The following is a 21,076-nucleotide window of genomic DNA, read 5'->3' on the forward strand; positions in this document are numbered from 1 at the left end:
CATGAAGAAAACATTCGAAGTACAAAGCGGCACCACCTTGCGCTGTAAAGGCTGGCGTCAGGAAGCCCTGTTGCGTTTGCTGGAAAACGTACTGGCGGTCGGCGAAGCGCCGGAAAAACTGATCGTGTATGCCGCCATGGGCCGCGCCGCGCGCGACTGGCCGGCATACAACGCAATTGTCGAAGCCTTGCTGACGCTGGAAGAAGATCAGACCCTGATCGTGCAATCGGGCAAGCCGATCGGCATCTTGAGAACGCACAGCCAGGCACCGATCGTGATCATGGCCAACTGCAATATGGTCGGGCAGTGGGCCAAGGCGGAAAATTTTTACGCGCTGGAACAACAGAATCTGATTTGCTGGGGCGGCCTGACTGCCGGCGACTGGCAATACATTGGTTCGCAAGGCGTGATTCAAGGCACTTACGAAATCTTCTGTCGCATCGCCGAACGGCATTTCGACAACGACTTGCGCGGGCGTTTCATTCTGACTGCCGGTCTCGGCGGCATGGGCGGCGCCCAACCGCTGGCCGGACGCATGGCGAATGCGGCCATCCTGACCGTGGAAGTCAATCCGGAACGGATTGAGAAGCGCATCAAGGCCGGCTTCCTCGAACGCCGCGCCGATACGCTGGATGAAGCACTGGCGCTGATCGCCGATGCCCAGGCACGGCGCGAGCCGATTTCGGTCGGCCTGCTCGGCAACGCTGCGGAGATCTATCCGCAGATTCTGGCGCGCGGCATCATTCCCGATATCGTCACCGATCAGACTTCGGCGCACGATCTGGTGTACGGCTATGTACCGCTCGGTCACACGCTGGAACAAGTGGCGGCGCGTCGCACCTCCGATATGGAAGGCCTGATGAATGACAGCCGCGCCTCCATCGTGCAGCATGTGCAGGCCATGCTGGGTTTTCAGGATCGCGGCGCCGTGGTGTTCGACAACGGCAACCTGATTCGCACGCATGCCAGACAAGGCGGCGTCGAGCGCGCATTCAATATTCCGGTATTTACCGAAGCCTTCTTGCGGCCGCTGTTTGCGCGCGCCATTGGTCCGTTCCGCTGGATTGCGCTGTCCAATGACGCCGACGATATCCGCAAGATCGATGACTTCCTGCTGCGCCGCTTCCCGGATAATCTGATCGTGTCCAACTGGATCAAGCTGGCGCGTCAATATGTGCCATTCGAAGGTTTGCCAGCCCGCATTGCGTGGCTCGGTCACGGCGAGCGCACCGAGCTGGCGCTGGAAGTCAATCGCATGGTGCGCGACGGTGAACTGAGCGGACCGGTTGCGTTTACCCGTGATCATCTCGACGCCGGCGCCATGGCACATCCCAACATCATGACCGAAAACATGCGCGACGGCTCCGACGCCATCGCCGACTGGCCGCTGCTCAACGCCATGATCAATTGTTCATCGTGCGCCGATCTGGTGGCGATCCATTCCGGTGGCGGCGGTTACAGCGGTTACATGACCAGCGCCGGCGTCACCGTGACGGCTGATGGCAGCGTCGCCGCTGATCAGCGTCTGCAATTGTCGATGACCAACGATACCGCCAGCGGTGTGCTGCGTTATGCCGATGCCGGCTACGAGGAAGCACTCGATGAGGTGGAACGCAAGCAGATCGGTCGTATCGATACGGCAGCAGCCAGGTATCAGTAACTGTTTCAGTACGGAAATGCGGTAACAAAAAAATAGTAAAAAAAGTCACCAGCCGGGGGAGGGCGCCGGCTGGATTCAGGCAACAATATGATCTTCAGGAGAACCCAGCATGAAAGATGTTGCACTTAACCCCGGTACGGATGGCCTGGGCCAGCCGCCGGCAGCAGTGGCGCACGACGCGAAAGTCGGACGCCGGGCAGTGATTGCCGCTTCCACCGGCAATGCATTGGAATGGTATGACTTCACCGTGTACGCCTTGTTTGCGGTGTATATCGGCCAGAACTTTTTCAAGAACGATAACCCGACGGTGCAGTTGATGGGCTCGTTCATGGCGTTTGGTCTGGGCTATGTGGCGCGGCCGTTGGGCGCGTTGCTGCTCGGATCCTACGGCGACCGCGCCGGTCGCAAAGCGGCGCTGACCATGACCATCATGCTGATGGCATTGGGTACGCTGCTGATTGCGATTGCTCCGCCGTATGCCGCCATCGGTATCGGCGCGCCGTTGCTGATCGTCTGCGGCCGGGTCTTGCAAGGCTTTTCTGCCGGTGGCGAAATCGGCGGCGCGACGGCGTTTCTGGTCGAGCATGCACCGCCGGAAAAGAAGGGGCAGTACGCCTCGTGGCTGCAAGCCAGCATGGGTATCAGCAATGTGCTGGGCGCCCTGGTGGCGACCATCGTTACCACCGTGTTCACCGTCGATCAGATCGGTGAATGGGCCTGGCGCATTCCGTTCATCATCGGTCTGGCGATTGCGCCGGTGGGTTTGTGGATGCGCAAGACGCTGGATGAAACGCCGCACTTCAAGCTGGAAGAAGCGCGCATGAAAAAATCCGGGGTCGAAAAGAAGACGCCGTTGCTGCAAGTCATCCGCGAATGTCCGAAGCAATTGCTGGCCGGTTTTGGTTTGTCGGTATTGTGGGCGGCCGGGCCGTATTCGCTGATCATCTTCATGCCGATTTATGTACAAAAGACCATGGGCTTTGCCAGTTCGCAGGCATTCCTGGCGGCGTTCATCGGTAACTTTTTCCTGATCGGCGGTTGCGTGTTTTCGGGCACCCTGTCCGACAAACTGGGGCGGCGCACAGTCTTGCGGATCGGCGCGATATTGCTGCTGGTCGGCGTCTATCCGTTGATGATGTGGCTGCAGGCATCGCACACCACCGCCACGCTGATCATTGTGCAATCGCTGTTCTGCGCCATGATTTCGATGTTCGTCGGCGTCGCGCCGTCGGCCTTGTCGGAAATTTTCCCGACTGCGGTGCGCTCGTCCGGCATGTCGCTTTCGTATAACACCGCAGTGACCTTGCTTGGCGGCTTTGCGCCGGCGATTCTGACCTGGATCACTTACACCACCGGGGTTGCCTTCGCACCGGCGCTGTATGTCATGGTCGCTGCCGTGATTGCGCTGATCGCCATCTCGGTGTTGCCGGAAGCCAGCAAAGACTGAACCACAACTACAACTACAACCCATCATTCGTTAGTCACTCACCGGCAATGCAGCGCATTGCCGGGCCATCCAAAGGGAGCAGGGAAATGCAATTCAAACAAGGTCTTGCGGGGAAAGTCACGTCTTGTGTCGTCGGTCTGGCCGGCCTGGTCGCAGCCGGCAATGTCGCGGCGCAGTCGAGCGTACAGGTTACCGGCGTCATCGATACCTATGTCGGCTCGTTGAAACGCAGCGGTGAAACCGGCCGCACCTCTGCCGTCAACAGCAGCGGCATGACCACCTCATGGTGGGGTTTCAAGGGTGTCGAAGATCTCGGCGGCGGTTTGCAGGCGCAATTCAACCTGACCGGATTTTTCCGTCCCGACGTCGGCGGCACCGGCCGTTATGATGCCGATACCATGTTTTCGCGCGATGCCAACGTCGGTCTGGCCGGCAACTTCGGACGGGTGTCGCTGGGGCGCGATCTGGCACCGAATTTCGTGCCGTCGATCAGCCTCAATCCGTTCGGCGGTTCGTTTGCATTCGCGCCGTTGCTGGTGCATACCCAGGCCTCCTCCGGTTTTTACAAAAGCCAGAAATGGGCCGCGACCGAAGCCGGCGATACCGGCTGGAGCAATGAAATCATGGTCGTCACGCCGAATATCGGCGGCATGACGGCCAGCTTCTTTTACCAGCTCGGCGAACAAGCCGGCAACAACAGCAAGAACAATCTTGGCGTCAATGCCATGTACAAGAACGGGCCGCTGAACCTCGGCGCCTATTATCAGCGCGTCAAGGTCAACAATCCGGTCGACGTGGTTGCCGGCGATTCCAAGGTCTTCAGTTTCTTGCCGTACAACACGCAAACCGGCGCGGTCTATCCGCTGACGTCGGCGCGTCAGCAAGATACCTGGTTCATCGGCGGTGCGTATGATTTCACGCTGGTCAAATTGTTTGCGACTTATCAGCAATCCGATAACAAATTGCCGGACGGACCCGACAACACGCGCTTCAAACTGAAGTCGGATACGCTGCAACTGGGTGCCAGCGCGCCGCTGGGCAATGGCTCCGCGATGTTGTCGTGGGCCCAGACCAAGGTCAAGGCCGATGGCGATTATCTGGGCACGCTGGGCGCCGGCTGGCAGTCGTCGATCAAGCGCAATACGGTATCGGCCGGTTACGACTACTTCCTGTCCAAACGCACCGACGTGTATGCGGTGTCGATGCTTGACAAGATTACCGACATGCAGAGCGGTGTCAGTTTCGGTGTCGGTATCCGTCACAAGTTTTAAGCTGAACATTGTCAGGTTGATCAATCCCGTTCACGGTCCGTGGGCGGGATTTTTCATTTGCGCGCGGCAGCCCCGGCCAGAACGCGCCGGACGTGTTACGATGCGGCCCCATTGAGACCGTGGTGAAGCATGCAGAAACAATTCGTACTGGAAAATCCAAAAGACACCGGAGACAACCGGGTCACATTCATCATCCGCAATAACGGTACCGTCTTGCCGGGCTTTATTTCGCGCGCGGCACTGATCGGCATCGGCGGTCTGACCAGCAATAATCTGGTCTCCCTGTTCAATACTCATTTGCCGGTGATTACCGCAGCCACGCGGCGCAAGCTGCCGGAACTGTCGCTCACACCCTATGTCACGCTCGGCGTTGAAGATGTACCGCAAGCCGAAATTGCACCGCCGGCCGGCAAGGATGCTGCGGCCGCCACCATGGAAAGCGTGCGCCAGGCCGTCAAAAAAACAACCTGATTCATATAGAACTCATTTCATAAATACCACTCGCGGCTATTTATGAAATGAGTTCTAGCCGTGTAACATGACAGGCTGTCGCCATCATCCGGCTTATCGTCAGCACCGTCATGCACATCCACGCCCGTTCGCTCAAATACTTCGACATGATCCGCCAGTGCGGCTCGATCCGTGAGGCATCACGCCGTCTGCACGTAGCGTCGTCGGCCATCAGCCGGCAATTGCTGAGCCTGGAACAGGAAGTCGGCGCCGACTTGTTCGAGCGCCTGCCGAACGGCTTGAAACTGACCGCTGCGGGTGAAGTGTTTGCCAGCCATGTGATTACCGTGTTGCAGGATGAACAGCGCGTCTTGCGCGAGCTCGATGGCTTGCGCGGTATCCGGCGCGGCGAACTGAGCGTGCTGACGGTGGAGGGACTCAACAGCGATTTTGTGCCGGCCTTGCTGGAACGCATGTTGAAGCGCTATCCGATGGTGCGGGTCAGCATGCGCACGGTTGGCTCGACTGAAATCGCCAAAGGCATCAGCGACGGCGAAGCCGATATCGGCATGGGTTTTTCACTGGCGCGCAGCAAGGACTTGCGTCAGGTGGCCGTGGGCAGTTTTTGCGTCGGCGCCATTGTTCCCAAAAATCATCCGCTGGCATCCTTGCCGCATGTGACCTTTGCCGACTGCGCGCGCTACCCGCTGATTCTCAGTCACGCCGAACTGTCATTGCAAGCCACGCTGGCACCGATCATTCTGCATCACAAGAAACCGGTCACGGTACTCACGCAGACCGACTCCATCGAACTGATGAAAAATCTGGCAATGCGCGGACTCGGCATTGCGTTCCAGACCCGGCTCGGGCTGGAATATGAAAGCACCCACGATTTGCTGGTGCATGTGCCCTTGCTGGCGCCGGCGCCGGTACGCAGCGATCTTGGGATTTACGTGCGCGCCGGCCGTTCGATGCCGGCGGTGCTGGATGCCTTCATCCACTTCGTGTCCGAAGAACTGGCACGCCGCGTCGAGGAAGAACCGGTGCTGGATTGATCCTGATTGCCGCGCACAGTTACCGCAACCGGTGAAACAGCAGCAGGCCCGATTGAACGCACGCGATGTGCGGTCAGCCGGGCCATTTTCTGCTTACTTGCCGGGGCGAATTGCCGTCACGACCGGGTCCATGCCGCTGCCTTTCAGATCGAATGACACCTGATCACCGGCTTTGATGCCCTTGAGTATCCTGCCGTCCGATACCTTGAACGCCATGGTCATTGCCTGCCAATTCAATTCCTTGATCGGCTGATGCGCCAGCACGATGGTGTTCTGTCTGGTGTCGATATCCTTGACGATACCCACGCCATGCGCGACCTTTTCAGTTGCCTGGGCGGTGCTCATGCCGTTCATGTTTCCCATGTCGGCCGCAACCACGGGCAACATCGTCCCCAGATTGATGGCAATGATGACGGCAGCGATAATGTTTTTCTTCATGATGAACTTCCTTTCAGGTTGGTAAAAAATCAGATATTTCCGGAGTGCTCGGCACTCCCGGAGATGCGACGGCCGCGCAGCAGACGATACGCAGCCGGTATGACAAACATGGATAGCAACGGCGCGGTGATCATGCCGCCCACCATCGGTGCGGCGATGCGGCTCATGACTTCCGAGCCGGCACCGCTGCCCCACAAGATCGGTATCAGCCCGGCCAGAATGACGGCGACTGTCATTGCCTTGGGCCGCACTCGCAGCACTGCGCCTTCACGGATGGCATCGTCAAGCAGCGGCATGCTCAGTGCCATGTCCGTTTGCTGTCGTGCCGCCAGCGCCTGTTTCAGGTACAGCAACATGATCACGCCGAACTCCGCCGAGACGCCGGCCAGCGCGATGAATCCGACACCGGTGGCGACTGACAGGTTGTAGCCTTGCAGATACAGAAACCAGATGCCGCCGACCAGGGCAAACGGTAACGAGGCCATGATCAGCGCGGCTTCGTCGACGCGCCGGAAGGTCAGATACAGCAAGATGAAAATGATCAGCAGGGTCGCCGGCACCACCAGTTGCAGGCGTGCATTGGCCCGTTCCAGATATTCGAACTGACCCGAATAGGCAACGCTGACCCCCGGTTCCAGCTTCACCTTGGCGGCAACCGCGCGGCGCAAGTCCGCGACCACGGACGCCAGATCGCGGTCGCGGACGTCGACATAAATCCAGCCGCTCGGACGCGCATTTTCGCTTTTCAGCATCGGCGGTCCATCGCTGATTTTCAATCGGGCCACGGTGCCGAGCGTGATTTGCTGGCCGCTGGCGGTCAGCACCGGCAAGTCGCGCAGCTTCTCCAGCGAGTCCCGGATTTCGCGCGGATAGCGGACGTTGATCGGGTAACGCGCCAGACCTTCGACCGTTTCGCCGACGTTCTCACCGCCGATGGCAGAGGAAACGATGCTTTGCACGTCGGCGATATTGAGCCCATAACGGGCGGCTGCCACGCGGTCGATATCGATATCCACATAGCGGCCGCCGGTCAGTCGCTCGGCGAGCGCCGAACTGACGCCGGGTACCTGTCTGGCGACCTGTTCGATTTCTTGCGCGGTGCGGTCGATGTCGGCGAGGCTGGTGCCGGATACCTTGACGCCGATGGGACTTTTGATTCCGGTCGCCAGCATGTCCAGGCGGTTCCGGATTGGCGGTACCCACAGGTTGGACAAGCCGGGTACCTTCACCACGCGGTCGAGTTCATCGATCAGTTTGGCCGGCGTCATGCCCGCCCGCCATTGATCGCGCGGCTTGAACTGAATTGTGGTTTCGAACATTTCCAACGGCGCCGGATCGGTTGCGCTTTCGGCGCGGCCAGCTTTGCCAAATACGCTGGCGACTTCCGGTACGGTGCTGATGAGACGGTCGGTTTGCTGCAGCAACCCGGCGGCCTTGGCGGCAGACAATCCCGGCAAGGCTGACGGCATATACAGCAAGTCGCCTTCATCCATGTGCGGCAGGAATTCACCGCCCAACCGGCTGAGCGGCCACAGCGTCGTCAGCAATGCCAGCGCGGCAATGACCAGCGTTGTTTTGGGCCGCCGCAATACTGTTTCCAGCAACGGCCGGTAACAACGGATCAGCCAGCGATTGAGCGGGTTGCTGTGTTCCGGCGGAATATTGCCGCGGATCATATAGCCCATCAGGATCGGAATCAGCGTGACGGACAAGCCGGCAGCACCGGCCATGGCGTAGGTCTTGGTGAATGCCAGCGGACCGAACAGCCGCCCCTCTTGCGCTTCCAGCGTGAACACCGGAATGAACGACAAGGTGATGATCAGCAGGCAAAAGAACAGGGTGGGACCGACTTCGGCCGCCGCTTCGCCAATCACCCGCCAGTGCGTTTCGCCTTGCAGGGTTTGTCCCGGATGCCGGTGGCGCCATGCTTCGATATGCTTGTGCGCATTCTCGATCATGACGACTGCGGCATCGACCATGGCGCCGATGGCAATGGCGATGCCGCCCAGTGACATGATGTTGGCGTTGACACCCTGATAGCGCATCACGATGAATGCGATCATGACGCCGAGCGGCAACGAAACGATTGCCACCAGCGCCGAACGCAGATGCCACAGAAACAGAGCGCACACCACCGCGACCACCAGAAATTCTTCCAGCAACTTGTGTGACAGATTGTCGATGGCGCGGTCGATCAACTGGCTGCGATCATAGACCGGGACGATGTCAACTCCCGGCGGTAAACTCTTCTTGAGTTCTTGCAGTTTGGCTTTGACGGCAGCGATAGTATCGCGAGCATTTTTCCCGGAGCGCAGAATCACCACGCCGCCAACCGTTTCGCCCTGGCCGTTCAACTCGGCAATACCCCGTCGCATCTCCGGCCCCAACTGAATGGTCGCCACTGCACCCAGCGTCACCGGGACGTTGTTTGGGCCGTTGGCGAGAGGAATGTTGCGGAAGTCCGCCAGCGTTTTCAGGTAACCGGAGGCGCGCACCATATATTCGGTTTCCGCCATTTCCAGCACCGCACCGCCGGTTTCCTGATTGGCCTTTTTGATGGCGTCAATGACCTTATCCTGCGGGATGCGGTAGGCGGCAAGCTTCACCGGATCGAGCACCACCTGATATTGCTTGACCATGCCGCCGACGGTAGCGACTTCGGCGACGTTGGGCAGACTCTTGAGCTCGTATTTCAGGAACCAGTCTTGCAGGCTGCGCAGTTGCGACAGGTCGTGTTGGCCGCTCTTGTCGGTCAGGGCATATTCATAGATCCAGCCGACACCAGTGGCGTCCGGTCCCAACGATGCCTTGGCCGATGCCGGCAATCGTCCCTGCACCTGGTTGAGATACTCCAGCACCCGCGAGCGCGCCCAGTACATATCAGTGCCGTCTTCAAACAAGACATACACGAACGAGTCGCCGAAGAAGGAGTAGCCGCGCACCGTCTTCGCACCCGGTACCGACAACATGGTGGTGGCCAGCGGATAGGTCACCTGATTTTCAACAATCTGCGGCGCCTGACCGGCGTAGCTGGTGCGAATGATGACTTGCACATCCGACAGATCAGGCAAGGCGTCGACCGGCATGGTCTTGATTGCCCACAGACCCCAGGCTGCCAGAAACAGTACTGCGAGCAGCACCAGGAAGCGGCTGGCGATGGACCATTTGATCAGCTTTTCAATCATGGTGCACTCCGATCCAGCTTCTCGATCAGGTATTCGCCATCCCGCTCGCGAAAGCTGAAATTGACGCGGTCACCGGTTTTCAGACCGTTCGCCATTTCAGTTTTCGCCAGTTTGAAGGGCATGGTCATGGGGCCCCAGCCAAGTGTCTTCACCGGGCCGTGCGAAAGGGTGATGTCGAGGCCGTGGATCGCTTCGATCTTGCCGCTTGCGTCATTCAGCATGAGCGGGGCCGCGGCGGAAGTTGCCGGTGGTGGCGTTGTACTGGTCAGACGCGCCGGTACGCCTTTGAGGCTGGCTTCGGAGTCAATCAGGAATTGCCCCGAAGTCACCACTTGCTGCCCTTCGCTGAGTCCTTCCAGCACTACGGTCTTGCCGTCCGACTCTGGTCCGAGACGCACTTCGACCGGCTGATAGTGGCCGTCGCCGCTGGCGACCAGCACCACATTGCGGGTGCCGGTGCGAATCACCGCTTCCGACGGCAGCAGCAAGCCGGATGCCGGATTGCCCGCAAGCAGATGAATTTGTGCAAGCATGCCGGGTTTCAACCGGCCATCGCGATTGGGCAATTCGACGCGTACGCGCAGTGTGCGGCTGTCGGCGTTGGTCTCCGGCAGCACTGCCAGAACCTTGCCACTGAAGCTGGCACCGGGGTAGGCCGGGAAGGCGGCCTTCAGCCTGTCGCCGATATCGATGCGCGCCGCTTGCGCTTCAGGAATCGCCGCTTCCAGCCAGACGGTATCGAGGCCGTTGATTCTGGCCAGCGATGCGCCGGCCGTCACCGTCATGCCATTGCGCACCTCCAGCGTTTGAATCAGACCGGCGATGGGCGTGGTAATGGTGACGACGGTTTGCGGATGGCCGCTCTGTTCGACCCGGCGGATCAGATCTGCCGGCATCCCCAGCAGTTGCAGACGTTGCCGCGCGGCCTGGATCAGCGCCGGATCGCCGCTGTTGCGCAGCGCCAGAAATTCGCCTTGCGCGCCGGCCCACTCCGGAATCAGCAGATCGGCCAACGGCGCTCCGCGCGCGATGATGTCGCCGGGCGCGCGTGCATACACGCGTTCGACAAAGCCGCCGCTGCGCGCCTGCACTATCGCCACCTGGCGATCATTCAGTTGCACGCTGGCGACGGCATCGATGGTCGCCGCCAGACTGCCGTGTTCCACTTTGGCGGTGCGCATGCCCAGGTTCTGGACGATACCGGCGTCGATCCTGATGCCGCCGCCTGCGGTTTGTTCGTCGGCATATTTTGGCACCAGTTGCATGTCCATGAATGGTGACTTGCCAGGTTGCTCGAAGTGCTGGTTCGGCACCATCGGGTCATACCAATACAATGCCTTGCGCTCTGTTGACGCGCCGGAGTCATTGACATGGCTGGCGGCCGGTGTGGTATTGCCGGATGCCAGCCAATAACCTGCTGCGCCGCTGACAGCGGCAACTACCGCCACCAGAACGGCAATTTGATAAGCATGTTTTTTCATTGCAGATGTTCTCCATAGGCGAAATGAAGCTGCGCCGCCGTGGCACTGCGCTGCGCTTCGAGATCGATGATTTTCAGACGCTGGTCGACCAGCTCCCGGCGTGCTCCCAGTACCGCCGTCAGATCGCCTTTGCCGGCACGCCAGGCGGCGTATTGCAGATCGATTTTTTGCTGCGCCAGCGGCAAGGTGGTTTGGTTGGCGCGTTCCAGCTGGCGCGCCAGGGTTTGATAATCGGCCAGGTCGTTTTCCAGTTCATTGGTGTGATTGCGCAGCATGGCTTCGCGATCCGCATCAAGCCGGTACAGCTCTTGCTGTCTGGCTTCAATGCGAGGATCCTGGCGGGTCGACGGCGAGACCGGTATTTCAAAGGTGAATTGCACTGACAGCATGTTGCCGAAACGCGGATCGCGGCGCTGGTAGGCCAGTTCGACCCCCCAGTCGGATTTCTTCATGGCCTGCGCTTCGCGCACTTCGGCTTCTGCCTTGTGGGTTTCCGCGACAAAGACTTGCAATTCCGGATGAAGGTACAAGTGTTGTCGCAATTGCCCGGCATCGATCACCAACGGCGGTAGTGCATCCGTCAGCGGTTCATCTGCTTCAGCACCGATGTAGCGCCGCAAACCGGCTTTGGCTTTGACCAGATCGCGCACCAGATCATCGCGACGGTCGGCCAGTTGCACGGCTTCCTGTTTGGGCATGACGCTGTCGGCAATCTGACCGCGGCCGGCGGTGATTTGAGCGCGCACGGCGGCGGCCCACAGCTGGTTCTCCTGATCGAGGCTGGCGAACAAGGCAAGCTTGCGCTCCAGGTAGTAGCGATTGAGCCAGGCCAGAGCTGCGCCACGCCGCACTTTCAAGCGCTCCACCTGCCGTTGCGCCGCAGCGGTTTCAATCGCCGCTGTCGCCACCGCTACCCGCGCCTGACGTTTGGCGTCATTGGGAAACTCTTGCATGACACCGATTTTTTGCATCGTCATGGCGTCGGCATTGAGTTGACCGCGATCCGGACCGGACAGCGGGTAGTTGTCTATACCGGCAAATATTTTCGGGTCTGGCAATGCGCCTGCCGGGATGGCCAACGCTTGAGCCGCCAGCATTTGTGCCTGACTGGAGGCGAGATTGGGGGACTGACGCTCGGCGATGTCGAGTGCAGCATCAAAGGACAAGGGGGCGGCCTGAACAAGGCCGGACATCCCGGCCAGCAAAGCAAGCAAGGTACTGGATATCCTGCGAAAGGACATGTTATTCACTCCATGACATGACAGCGCGCACGCAGGCGCGCGGACGACCGTCCGGCAGCTATGCCGGACGTATCAGCAAATCAGCGGAAATCAGAGTGAACGAGGGGGACGCCACAACCCGGACGGGTCGCGTGAAGGAAGGAATGATTCCGGCAGCAGCGCGACGGTATCAATCAACGGCAGCGGCAAGGGACTGACGCCGGTTGCCGAGGTCGTGGAGGGAAACACCTGGCAGATCTTGCAGGCATCGCCCATCTTGCAGGGCGCGGTCGATTTGGACGAGGTGCCGGCATCGCTCATGTTCATGACGCAGGTTTCATCGGCGGTGCCGGCAGACTGCGCCATTTCCATGGGAACAGAATGCATGCGCATCGTTTCCACCATGCGTACGGCAGCCAGTCCCTCAAGGGGAATGGCAATGGCCAGCAAGAGAATGAACAAGGTGCGCAGCAGCTTCATGGGGCGAGATTATAGTCGATCTTTTCAGTTGACGAGAACGCCGGCCCGCTGCCGTTGAGAACGGCCAGCGATCACTCGGGACATGGTCCCGTCACCACCCGTTATCGGATACCGGCGATCATCCCGGGGTAATCACGGCGCCGCAGGCCGGTGGCATGGCGGTCGGATTATTGTTGCAAAGAAAGTAATGATTGCCTTCTGTTGAAAATCAGCTGATGCCGAAACGGCAGCACTATGCTGTTTTTTCTATGCTTTTGCGAACACTCGCTGCTCCCTATACTGGCTTCGACAGCCAGACTCGCTTCAACGCCACGGAGAGCAATGATGATTTCGACCAAGAGCAGCAGCCTGCAAACCGCACCGCAAATGGTGCAGGGTATTCCGGTAGTGAACATTGCCGGACTGCGCTCGGCCGATCCGGCGGCGCGTGCCGCAGTCGGGGCGCAAATGCGGGCGGCTTGTCTGGACAAGGGCTTTTTTTATATCGCCGGGCACGGCATTGAGCGCGGGTTGATCAACGCTGCTTTTGTGCAATCGGAAAACTTCTTCAATTCGCCGCCGGAATCCAAATGGCTGGTGGATAAGGCGCATTCGCCGTGCAATCGCGGTTACGAGCCGCTCGGCGCGCAAGTACTGGAAGCCGGTGCACCGCCGGATCTCAAGGAAAGCTTTTATATCGGCGTCGACTTGCCCGCCGACGATGCGCGCGTGCTGGCCGGTAAATTCAATCATGGCGCCAATCAATGGCCGCGCGATATGCCGGCGTTCCGGCCCGCCATGCAGGCTTATTTCGACGCCATGACCGCGCTCGGCGAATTGCTCATGCGCGGTCTGGCCTTGTCGCTGCAACTGGATGAGCAACACTTCGCTGCCTTTTGCCGTGATCCGGTGGCGACCCTGCGTCTGTTGCATTACCCGCCGCAGCCAGCCAATCCGCAACCGGGCGAGAAGGGCTGCGGCGCGCATACCGATTTCGGCAGCCTGACCATTCTGGCGCAAGACGATGTCGGCGGCTTGCAGGTCTGGGATGGTGCGCAGGGCTGGATCGCGGCACCGCCGATTGCCGATACCTTCGTTGTCAATCTTGGTGATCTGATTGCGCGCTGGACCAATGACAGTTACCGCTCGACCTTGCACCGGGTGGTCAATACCGCCGGTTGCGAACGCTATTCGATGCCATTTTTCTTTACCGGCAATCCCGATTACGTGGTCAGTTGCCTGCCCAATTGCGCAACCCCGGAAGCGCCGGCCAAGTATCAGCCGGTGACTACTCTTGAACATTTGAGCGATTGTTATCGCCGCACCTACGGTTGATTCAAGTGATGAGAACTAAACATCTGGTGCTGATCCACGGCGCCTGGCAAGGCAGCTGGTCGTGGGATGCATGGCGGCCTGAGCTGTTGCGGCAAGGCTGGCAAGTGCATGCAGTCGACCTGCCCGGCAATGGCTGCGATCCGCGCGACCGCACCATGCCGGCGGACGTCACGCTGAATTTGTATGTGGAACACGTGCTACGCCTGTTGCGCACGCTGGATGGTCCGGCCGTGGTGCTGGGTCACAGCGGCGGCGGCATCACGGCGTCGCAGGTAGCCGACGCCGCACCGGAATGCGTGGCATGCCTGGTGTATCTGGCCGGCATGATGTTGCCTGACTGTTGTACTTATGCCGGCTTGATCAGTCGCTATCGGGAACGGCATCCGGATTTCGATCCGCGCGGCGTCGGTCCGCATCTGCAATGGTCGGCCGATGGTTTGCTGAGCAGTGTGCCGGCCACCGCCGCACGCCAGATTTTTTTACAGGATTGCGCGCCGGAACTGGCGATGCAGGCGGTCGCCAAATTGCGGCCGCAGCCGGAAGGCGGACGCGCGATGGCGCCGAGTCTGCGCGCCGAACGCTTCGGCAGCGTGCCGCGCATCTATGTCGAAGCCTTGCTGGACCAATCCTTGCATCTGCCATTGCAGCGCCTGATGCAAGAGCTGACACCGGGTGCCGTGCGCCTCAGTCTGGCGTGCGGTCACGTACCGCAACTGGTGCAGCCGCAACAATTATCGGCAGCGCTGTTGCCGTTGCTGGACCGCTATTTCTGAATGTTGTTTGACACCTACCCGCTGTATTGAAATCTGACTCAGGAGAAAACATGAAACGTGCAATGCGATGGATGGCAGCCTCGGCGCTGGCGATGAACTGCTTGTCGGCATTTGCCGCCGACAAGGTGCTGTTCCAGCTCGACTGGTTACCCGGTGGCGACAAGTCGCCGATCTATGTCGCGCTCAAGCAAGGCTATTTCAAGGCGGAAGATCTGGATGTCACGGTACGTACCGGACGCGGTTCGACCGATGCAGTCAGCAAGCTGGCGGCCGGTGCCGCCGATGTCGGTGTCGGCGGGATGGCGGCGCTGATGATGGCAGCCGCTGAAGGCGGAGTGCCGGTCAAGGCCATCATGTCGATCTATTCGAAACAGCCGGATGCCATCTTTACCGTCAAAGGCAACGGCATCACCAATCTGAAATCGCTGACCGGCAAGACCATCGCCACGGCGCCATTCTCGTCATCCAATGCGTTGTGGCCGGTGATTTTGGAAGCCAATGGCATCGATCCGTCGAAGGTTACCGTGCTCAAGGTGGATCCGAGCGCAATGGCGCCGATGCTGGCGCAAGGCAAGGTCGATGCCAGCATCAACTGGGTCACGGTGGCGCCCGGTTTCGAGAACGTGCTCAAGCAAGCCGGCAAGGAATTGTCGGTGTTGCCGTGGACCTCGTTCGGACTGGACGGCTATGGCTGGAGCTTCATGGCATCGGACAAGATGATCAAGGAACGTCCCGAAGTACTCAAGCGCGTGGTGCGGGCATTGAACAAGGGCTTCCAGTTTGCGCTGGCGAACCCGGCCGCGGCTGGCAGCGATCTCAATGCCATCGTGCCGGAAGTCAATGGCAAGGAAGCCGCCGCAGAATTCCAGGCGTCGATTCCGCTGATCAAGAACGACATCAGTGCCGCCAAAGGATTTGGCACCTTTGATCCGGTGCTGCTGAAAAACACCTGGACCTGGGTCGCCAAATCGATGAATTATCCGGCCGCCAGGATCGATCCGGAAAAGCTGGTGGATCGCAGCTTCCTCAGCGCCAGGTAAATACCTCAGTCATCAACCGGAAGATCATCATGGAAGCCGTCATCAAACTGGATAACGTCACGCAGACCTTCACGGCTGCAGATGGCAGCAGCGTGACCGCGCTCAACAATGTCAGCCTGACCTTGCAGAAGCACGAGTTTGTCGCGGTCATCGGCCCGTCCGGCTGCGGCAAATCGACCATCCTGCGACTGGTGGCCGGTTTGCTCAAGCCGACTTCCGGCGGCGTCGAAATCTATGGCATGCCTGTCACCGAACCGCGCGACGAGATCGGCGTGGTGTTTCAAAAGCCGACCTTGCTGCCGTGGCTCAGCATTCTCGATAACGTCACGTTTCCGATGCGCCACAAGTATGGCCGCGTCGACGCGCGCGAAACGGCGCGCGCGCTGGAATTGCTGGAACTGGTCGGCTTGCAGGATTTCGTCAACCGGCAACCGCTGGAGTTATCGGGCGGCATGCAGCAGCGCGCGGCGATTGCGCGTTCCTTGTTGCATGACCCCGATATCTTGTTGATGGATGAACCGTTTTCGGCGCTTGATGCGCTGACCCGCGATGAAATGAGTTTTGAATTGCTGCGCATCTGGACCGAACGCCCCAAGACCGTGGTGTTTGTCACGCACTCGATTCCGGAAGCGGTATTGCTGGCAGACCGGATTGTCGTCATGAGTGCGCGCCCGGCACGTGTCAGTGAAATCATCGACGTCCCGCTGCCGCGTCCGCGCAGTCTGGAGACCTTGTCTGATCCGCGCTTTCATCAATTGGCCAATGACATACGGGCCAAGGTTTTTTCCCGGTTGCCAAGCGCACCGGCAGGAGTCAGTGCATGAAATTATTACCGTTGCTCGACCGTGCGGCGCCGGCGCTCACGTTTGCCGGCTTGTTGCTGGCGTGGGAGCTGGCCTGTCGCTTGCTGGCCATTCCACCGTATGTCTTGCCATCGCCCAGCGCCATCGTGCAAGCGGGGTTGTCGATGGAAGGCAGTCACTGGCTCGGCCATGTGATAGCGACGCTGCAAGTGGCCTTTACCGGTTTTCTGATCGCGATCCTGATTGCCTTGCCGCTGGCCATCGGCCTGACGTCATCGCGCCTGTTGTCGCGTACCGTGCTGCCGTTGCTGGTGGTGGTGCAATCGACGCCGGTGGTGGCGATTGCGCCGATCATCGTGGTCACGCTCGGCGCCGGCATGTTGCCGCGCGTGGTGATCACCACCATGATCACGTTCTTCCCGCTGGTCATTTCCACGGCTGCCGGCCTGGTATCGGTGCCGGCCGAATTGATTGAATTGTCGCGCTCATTGCGCGCACCGCGTTTCCGTGAATACACGCAAATCCGTCTGCCGTATGGGGTTCCCTATATTTTCAGCGCACTCAAGGTATCCAGCACGCTGGCGGTGGTGGGGGCGGTGGTGGCCGAATTCGTGGCGGCCGAACGCGGCCTCGGTTACCTGATCATGTTTTCCACATCGTCGTTCAAAGTGCCGCTGGCGTTTGCCGCGCTGGTCGTGTTGGTGGCGTGCAGTCTGGCGGTATTCAAGCTGATCGGTCTGGTGCAGCGCAAGCTGTTCCCGTGGAGCATTCCCAAGGATGAGTGGAGCTGACATGCTGATGCTGCAACGTCCGGCCGCAGTGGCTGCCGCCGTATCGGCCAGGGCCGCCGCCGGCAGCGCCTACGTGGCCGGCGGCACCGCATTGCAACTGGCCTGGAATCAGGGCCAGGCGTTGCCGCAGCAATTGATCGATTTGTCGCAATTGCCGCAGTGGCGTCATATCAGCGTCGGCCACCATGCGTTGCAGATTGCTGCCGGGGTCACCTTGGAACAATGCCGCACCGATCTGCGCGTGCAGCAGCATGCACCGTTGCTGACGCAAGTCTGCGCCGTCATCGGCGCACTGTCGGTACGCAATGTCGGCACGCTGGGCGGCAATCTGGCGTGGCGCTCGGGAGACAGCATCGCGGCGCTGATGGTACTGGATGCACGTCTGCAGTTGCATGATGAATCGCCAGTGAGCGTCAGCGATTTCCTGCAACTGCAACATGACGATGCCTTGTTGCTGGGTATTGTCATTGGCCGCCGGTCACGCCATACGTTTTTTGAAAAGGCCGGTTACCGCGAAGCCTTCACGCCGACACTGGTGCTGGTCTGTGGGGCCTTCGAATGCGATGCCAACGGCCGGTTGAAAAATGTACGGCTGGCGTTTTCCGGAGCCGGCCTGCGCGCGCGTCGCTTGCCGTCGCTGGAAGCATGGCTGGAAGGACGTGATCCGCAGACGGCTGATTGGCATGCCGGATTTGATACCTGCTTGCGCAGCTTGCTCGCGGATTGCGCCGGACTCAGCCTGTTGCAGCGTCAGGTGGTGCAAGCGCTGTTGCCCGGCAAGTTATATGCATGCTGTCGGGAGCTGAGATGATTCACGAACCACTGATCGCAGACGATGTCCCCTATCCATCCCGGGTGCAATCACATGCTGCATTGACGGCCGGCATGGCGGTACGCAGCGATGCGGCTGCCAAGCTGGCCGGCAATGGCGGTTATCTGACCGACCGCCAGACGCCTGGCATGTTGCATGCCGCCGTGGTGCGCAGCCCGCATCCGCATGCGCGGATCGTCGCGGTTGATGTGAGCGCGGCGCGGGGTATGCCGGGCGTGCATGCCGTGGTGACGGCGGACGATGTACCGGGCCGCAATGCCTTTGGCTTGCGGGTGGTGGATCAGCCGATGCTGTGCAGCGACAAGGTCCGTTTTGTCGGTGACGCGGTGGCGGCGGTCGCCGCCGAATCACCTGCGCTGGCGGCTGCCGCAGCGGCCAGTGTGGTCGTGAAGTATGAATTGTTGCCGGTGATCGACGATCCCGATGTCGCGCTGGCATCCAATGCGGTGGCGATTCATGCCGGCGGCAATCTGCTGCATCAGATCGGTTATGCGCGTGGCGATATCGATCAGGCGTGGCAGGCGTGCGCCCACATCGCCGACGCCACCTATTACAGCGGCCGTCAGATGCACGGCTTCATGGAAACCGAAGGCGGCATCGTCGAACCGGAAATTCAGGCCGATGGCCGCATGGGGCTGGTAGTGTATGTCGGTTCGCAACATCCGCAGCGTGACCGTCAGGCATTGGCCGATATTCTTGCGTTGCCGCTGACGCACATCCGGGTAGTGGCGTCGCCGCTCGGCGGTTCCTTCGGTGGTAAAGATGAATTGACGGTGCAACCGATTGCGGCCTTGCTGGCCTTGCGCAGCGGGCGACCGGTGCGGCTGCATCTGTCGCGGCCGGAGTCGGTGCTGGTGGGCGTCAAACGTCATCCGTTCCGCATCCGCATGCGTACCGGCTGCGACGCTGCCGGCAAGTTGCTGGCGCATGACGTGGAATTGCTGGCCGATACCGGCGCCTACGCCACACATGGACCGGAAGTGCTGGATGCAGCCCATGAACATGCGCAAGGTGCATATTGTTTTGACGCCGTGCGGATCGACAGTCGGGTGGCCTATACCAACAATGGCGTGGCCGGTGCCTTTCGCGGCTTTGGCGCGGTGCAGGTGCAGTTTGCGATTGAGCAGCAGATCGAGCGGCTGGCGCAATTGGCGGGTATCGACGTCTGGCAGATGCGCCGGCGCAATGTAATGCAGTCTCGCCAGCCGGGGCCGTTGGGACAAAACATGGCGCCCAGCGATGCGCCGGCGCAAGTGCTTGAGGTGTTGGCGCAATCGCCGCGCATGCAGGCAGTGCGGGCGGCCACGGTACAGGTTGATGCGCGTTACCGGCGCGCCAGCGGCATGGCGGTGGTGATGCGCAGCGATGGCTTTTCGCATGGCGGTCCCAACGGCGGCGTGCTGCAACTGGCGCTGGCGGCGGATGGCAAGATTGAATTGCGGGCCGGCTTTACCGAGATGGGGCAGGGCGTAGTGGCCGCGATGAGTGCGCTGATGTGTCGCCATCTGCATTGCAGCGCGGAGGATACGCGCCCGGTCATCGGTCGCAGCGATATCGCCGATGCCGGTCCGACCTCCGCTTCGCGCGCCACCAGTTTCTTGCATCGCGGATTGCAACAGGCGGCGCTTGACTGGCGGTTGTGTCTGCAACGGCTGGCGGCGATTTTCCTGCAATGTGCGCCGACCGATTTGCGCGTGGGTGCGCATGGCATCCGCAGTAGCCGGGATGATCGCTTGCTGCTGTCGTATATGACGCTGGCCGCGCTGGTGCCGGCAGGCGATTTGCCATTGCTCACGATTGACGTGCAGGAAGATGCCAGCGCCAGCCAGATTGAAGCGGCGCATTATGTGTTCGGCAGTTGCGCGGCATTGGCTGAAGTGTGTCTCGATACCTGGACCGGCCGGGTGCGGGTGGAACATTTGCTGATTGTTGCCGCGCTGGGACCGGTAGTGGCGCCGCAAGCCTTGCTCGGACAAATTGAAGGCGGCGCGCTGATGGGACTCGGGATGGCCTTGCTCGAAGAATTGCCGGCGCCGCAGGGACACTACAGCGCCACCAACTTCGATGGTTATTTGATGCCGAGCATCCTCGATGCCCCGGTCATTGAAGTGATCGCAATCGAAGATGTGCCGGTCGATGATCAGGTCGGGCCGCGCGGTGCTGGTGAAATCGGTCTCAATATTGCGGTGCCGGCAATTGCCAATGCCATTGCGCGGGCGCTCGGTGCGCCGGTGTTGCAGGTGCCGGTGAAACCGGCGCAGGTAATGCAAATGCTGGCGACGGCGGCAAGAGAGGTTGTCAATGAAATGGAGCGCCCGGCATGATTGATCTGACCTTTACCGTCAACGGCAGCACCGTCAGTTTGTGGACAGAGCCGCAACGGCGCTTGCTCGACATCTTGCGCGAGGACTTGCAGCTGACCGGTGCCAAGCCGGGATGCGGCATTGGCCGCTGCGGAGCCTGCATGGTGTGGCTCGACGAGGTCCCCGCCAATTCCTGTCTGTTGATGGCGTTTCAATTGCAGGGGCGGCACGTGCACACCATCGAAGCGGTTGCCACGCAAGCTGTCAGTGCACCGGTACGCACGGCAATGGCGCAATGCGGCGGTTTGCAGTGCGGTTACTGCACCGGCGGCCTGGTGATGACGCTGACCCATTTGCACCGGCAGCAACCGCCGCCCGATCTGGAACAGGCGCAGGCGCTGGCGGCCGGCAACATCTGTCGCTGCACCGGCTACGGCGGCATCAAACGGGCGATGCAGCAACTGTTTCCAGCCGCCGGGACCAGCCTTGAGAACCATATTGAAACCGGCACAGAACAATGCCATTTGTAAATC

18 protein-coding genes are annotated in these 21,076 nt (G+C 60.3%); 13 read left to right on the plus strand and 5 right to left on the minus strand.

Going from position 1 to position 21,076, the window contains the following annotated elements:
• The first annotated feature begins 1 nt into the window (after nucleotide 1).
• The 5 genes from AKL27_RS20195 to AKL27_RS20215 all read left to right on the plus strand — a co-directional run bounded on the left by AKL27_RS20195 (nucleotide 2) and on the right by AKL27_RS20215 (nucleotide 5,883).
• Complete coding sequence (locus AKL27_RS20195; RefSeq protein ID WP_050464669.1) at nucleotides 2–1,660, plus strand: urocanate hydratase; 1,659 nt, start codon at nucleotides 2–4, stop codon at nucleotides 1,658–1,660.
• A 109-nt stretch (nucleotides 1,661–1,769) separates the two neighbouring features.
• Nucleotides 1,770–3,107, plus strand: a complete 1,338-nt coding sequence (locus AKL27_RS20200; RefSeq protein WP_050464670.1) for an MFS transporter — start codon at nucleotides 1,770–1,772, stop codon at nucleotides 3,105–3,107.
• 86 nt (nucleotides 3,108–3,193) lie between these two features.
• Nucleotides 3,194–4,378, plus strand: a complete 1,185-nt coding sequence (locus AKL27_RS20205; protein ID WP_050464671.1) for a porin — start codon at nucleotides 3,194–3,196, stop codon at nucleotides 4,376–4,378.
• A 129-nt stretch (nucleotides 4,379–4,507) separates the two neighbouring features.
• Complete coding sequence (locus AKL27_RS20210) at nucleotides 4,508–4,849, plus strand: hypothetical protein (protein WP_198156026.1); 342 nt, start codon at nucleotides 4,508–4,510, stop codon at nucleotides 4,847–4,849.
• Nucleotides 4,850–4,959: 110 nt separating this feature from the next.
• Nucleotides 4,960–5,883: a LysR family transcriptional regulator gene (locus AKL27_RS20215; RefSeq protein WP_050464672.1), complete on the plus strand. Its 924-nt coding sequence runs from the start codon at nucleotides 4,960–4,962 to the stop codon at nucleotides 5,881–5,883.
• A 93-nt stretch (nucleotides 5,884–5,976) separates the two neighbouring features.
• Here AKL27_RS20215 and AKL27_RS20220 read toward each other — a convergent pair whose 3' ends face one another.
• From AKL27_RS20220 to AKL27_RS20240, 5 genes are all read right to left on the minus strand, one after another.
• Entirely contained in the window at nucleotides 5,977–6,321 is a 345-nt protein-coding gene (locus tag AKL27_RS20220) for a copper-binding protein (protein WP_050464673.1), read from the minus strand.
• A 29-nt stretch (nucleotides 6,322–6,350) separates the two neighbouring features.
• A complete protein-coding gene (locus tag AKL27_RS20225) occupies nucleotides 6,351–9,506 on the minus strand; it encodes an efflux RND transporter permease subunit (RefSeq protein WP_050464674.1) in 3,156 nt (1,051 codons plus the stop codon).
• Nucleotides 9,503–10,987, minus strand: coding sequence for an efflux RND transporter periplasmic adaptor subunit (locus AKL27_RS20230; protein WP_050464675.1), 1,485 nt, complete (start codon nucleotides 10,985–10,987; stop codon nucleotides 9,503–9,505). Before AKL27_RS20230 ends, AKL27_RS20225 begins: the two co-directional genes overlap by 4 nt.
• Nucleotides 10,984–12,228 (minus strand): TolC family protein, encoded by a 1,245-nt coding sequence (locus AKL27_RS20235; RefSeq protein ID WP_050464676.1) that lies wholly within the window; start codon nucleotides 12,226–12,228, stop codon nucleotides 10,984–10,986. Before AKL27_RS20235 ends, AKL27_RS20230 begins: the two co-directional genes overlap by 4 nt.
• A 90-nt stretch (nucleotides 12,229–12,318) precedes the next feature.
• Nucleotides 12,319–12,687 carry a hypothetical protein gene (locus AKL27_RS20240; RefSeq protein ID WP_050464677.1) on the minus strand — a complete coding sequence of 123 codons (369 nt, stop codon included), beginning with the start codon at nucleotides 12,685–12,687 and terminating at the stop codon, nucleotides 12,319–12,321.
• A 321-nt stretch (nucleotides 12,688–13,008) separates the two neighbouring features.
• Between AKL27_RS20240 and AKL27_RS20245 the strand changes: the two genes are divergently transcribed.
• Genes AKL27_RS20245 through AKL27_RS20280 form a run of 8 tightly spaced genes read left to right on the plus strand, consistent with a single transcriptional unit; the run spans nucleotide 13,009 to nucleotide 21,073 of the window.
• Complete coding sequence (locus tag AKL27_RS20245) at nucleotides 13,009–14,001, plus strand: isopenicillin N synthase family dioxygenase (RefSeq protein WP_232311051.1); 993 nt, start codon at nucleotides 13,009–13,011, stop codon at nucleotides 13,999–14,001.
• Nucleotides 14,002–14,009: 8 nt separating this feature from the next.
• Entirely contained in the window at nucleotides 14,010–14,774 is a 765-nt protein-coding gene (locus tag AKL27_RS20250) for an alpha/beta fold hydrolase (RefSeq protein WP_050464713.1), read from the plus strand.
• 50 nt (nucleotides 14,775–14,824) lie between these two features.
• Entirely contained in the window at nucleotides 14,825–15,814 is a 990-nt protein-coding gene (locus tag AKL27_RS20255; RefSeq protein WP_050464678.1) for an ABC transporter substrate-binding protein, read from the plus strand.
• A 29-nt stretch (nucleotides 15,815–15,843) separates the two neighbouring features.
• Nucleotides 15,844–16,638 (plus strand): ABC transporter ATP-binding protein, encoded by a 795-nt coding sequence (locus tag AKL27_RS20260; protein WP_050464679.1) that lies wholly within the window; start codon nucleotides 15,844–15,846, stop codon nucleotides 16,636–16,638.
• Nucleotides 16,635–17,408: an ABC transporter permease gene (locus AKL27_RS20265; RefSeq protein ID WP_050464680.1), complete on the plus strand. Its 774-nt coding sequence runs from the start codon at nucleotides 16,635–16,637 to the stop codon at nucleotides 17,406–17,408. Before AKL27_RS20260 ends, AKL27_RS20265 begins: the two co-directional genes overlap by 4 nt.
• 1 nt (nucleotide 17,409) lies before the next feature.
• Nucleotides 17,410–18,219: an FAD binding domain-containing protein gene (locus tag AKL27_RS20270; RefSeq protein ID WP_050464681.1), complete on the plus strand. Its 810-nt coding sequence runs from the start codon at nucleotides 17,410–17,412 to the stop codon at nucleotides 18,217–18,219.
• Nucleotides 18,216–20,564: a xanthine dehydrogenase family protein molybdopterin-binding subunit gene (locus AKL27_RS20275; RefSeq protein ID WP_232311052.1), complete on the plus strand. Its 2,349-nt coding sequence runs from the start codon at nucleotides 18,216–18,218 to the stop codon at nucleotides 20,562–20,564. Before AKL27_RS20270 ends, AKL27_RS20275 begins: the two co-directional genes overlap by 4 nt.
• The gene (locus AKL27_RS20280; RefSeq protein WP_083439180.1) at nucleotides 20,561–21,073 is read left to right on the plus strand and encodes a (2Fe-2S)-binding protein; all 513 of its coding nucleotides are present in this window, start codon (nucleotides 20,561–20,563) and stop codon (nucleotides 21,071–21,073) included. Before AKL27_RS20275 ends, AKL27_RS20280 begins: the two co-directional genes overlap by 4 nt.
• Nucleotides 21,074–21,076 lie beyond the last annotated feature (3 nt).

This window comes from Herbaspirillum autotrophicum (assembly GCF_001189915.1).
Classification (GTDB): domain Bacteria; phylum Pseudomonadota; class Gammaproteobacteria; order Burkholderiales; family Burkholderiaceae_D; genus Herbaspirillum; species Herbaspirillum autotrophicum.

What these genes read in the sequence shown, in the direction of transcription:
- AKL27_RS20195 (WP_050464669.1), top strand. Translation starts at nt 2, where the DNA reads ATGAAGAAAACATTCGAAGTACAAAGCGGCACCACCTTGCGCTGTAAA.
- AKL27_RS20200 (WP_050464670.1), top strand. Translation starts at nt 1,770, where the DNA reads ATGAAAGATGTTGCACTTAACCCCGGTACGGATGGCCTGGGCCAGCCG.
- AKL27_RS20205 (WP_050464671.1), top strand. Translation starts at nt 3,194, where the DNA reads ATGCAATTCAAACAAGGTCTTGCGGGGAAAGTCACGTCTTGTGTCGTC.
- AKL27_RS20210 (WP_198156026.1), top strand. Translation starts at nt 4,508, where the DNA reads ATGCAGAAACAATTCGTACTGGAAAATCCAAAAGACACCGGAGACAAC.
- AKL27_RS20215 (WP_050464672.1), top strand. Translation starts at nt 4,960, where the DNA reads ATGCACATCCACGCCCGTTCGCTCAAATACTTCGACATGATCCGCCAG.
- AKL27_RS20220 (WP_050464673.1), bottom strand. Translation starts at nt 6,321, where the DNA reads ATGAAGAAAAACATTATCGCTGCCGTCATCATTGCCATCAATCTGGGG.
- AKL27_RS20225 (WP_050464674.1), bottom strand. Translation starts at nt 9,506, where the DNA reads ATGATTGAAAAGCTGATCAAATGGTCCATCGCCAGCCGCTTCCTGGTG.
- AKL27_RS20230 (WP_050464675.1), bottom strand. Translation starts at nt 10,987, where the DNA reads ATGAAAAAACATGCTTATCAAATTGCCGTTCTGGTGGCGGTAGTTGCC.
- AKL27_RS20235 (WP_050464676.1), bottom strand. Translation starts at nt 12,228, where the DNA reads ATGTCCTTTCGCAGGATATCCAGTACCTTGCTTGCTTTGCTGGCCGGG.
- AKL27_RS20240 (WP_050464677.1), bottom strand. Translation starts at nt 12,687, where the DNA reads ATGAAGCTGCTGCGCACCTTGTTCATTCTCTTGCTGGCCATTGCCATT.
- AKL27_RS20245 (WP_232311051.1), top strand. Translation starts at nt 13,009, where the DNA reads ATGATGATTTCGACCAAGAGCAGCAGCCTGCAAACCGCACCGCAAATG.
- AKL27_RS20250 (WP_050464713.1), top strand. Translation starts at nt 14,010, where the DNA reads ATGAGAACTAAACATCTGGTGCTGATCCACGGCGCCTGGCAAGGCAGC.
- AKL27_RS20255 (WP_050464678.1), top strand. Translation starts at nt 14,825, where the DNA reads ATGAAACGTGCAATGCGATGGATGGCAGCCTCGGCGCTGGCGATGAAC.
- AKL27_RS20260 (WP_050464679.1), top strand. Translation starts at nt 15,844, where the DNA reads ATGGAAGCCGTCATCAAACTGGATAACGTCACGCAGACCTTCACGGCT.
- AKL27_RS20265 (WP_050464680.1), top strand. Translation starts at nt 16,635, where the DNA reads ATGAAATTATTACCGTTGCTCGACCGTGCGGCGCCGGCGCTCACGTTT.
- AKL27_RS20270 (WP_050464681.1), top strand. Translation starts at nt 17,410, where the DNA reads ATGCTGATGCTGCAACGTCCGGCCGCAGTGGCTGCCGCCGTATCGGCC.
- AKL27_RS20275 (WP_232311052.1), top strand. Translation starts at nt 18,216, where the DNA reads ATGATTCACGAACCACTGATCGCAGACGATGTCCCCTATCCATCCCGG.
- AKL27_RS20280 (WP_083439180.1), top strand. Translation starts at nt 20,561, where the DNA reads ATGATTGATCTGACCTTTACCGTCAACGGCAGCACCGTCAGTTTGTGG.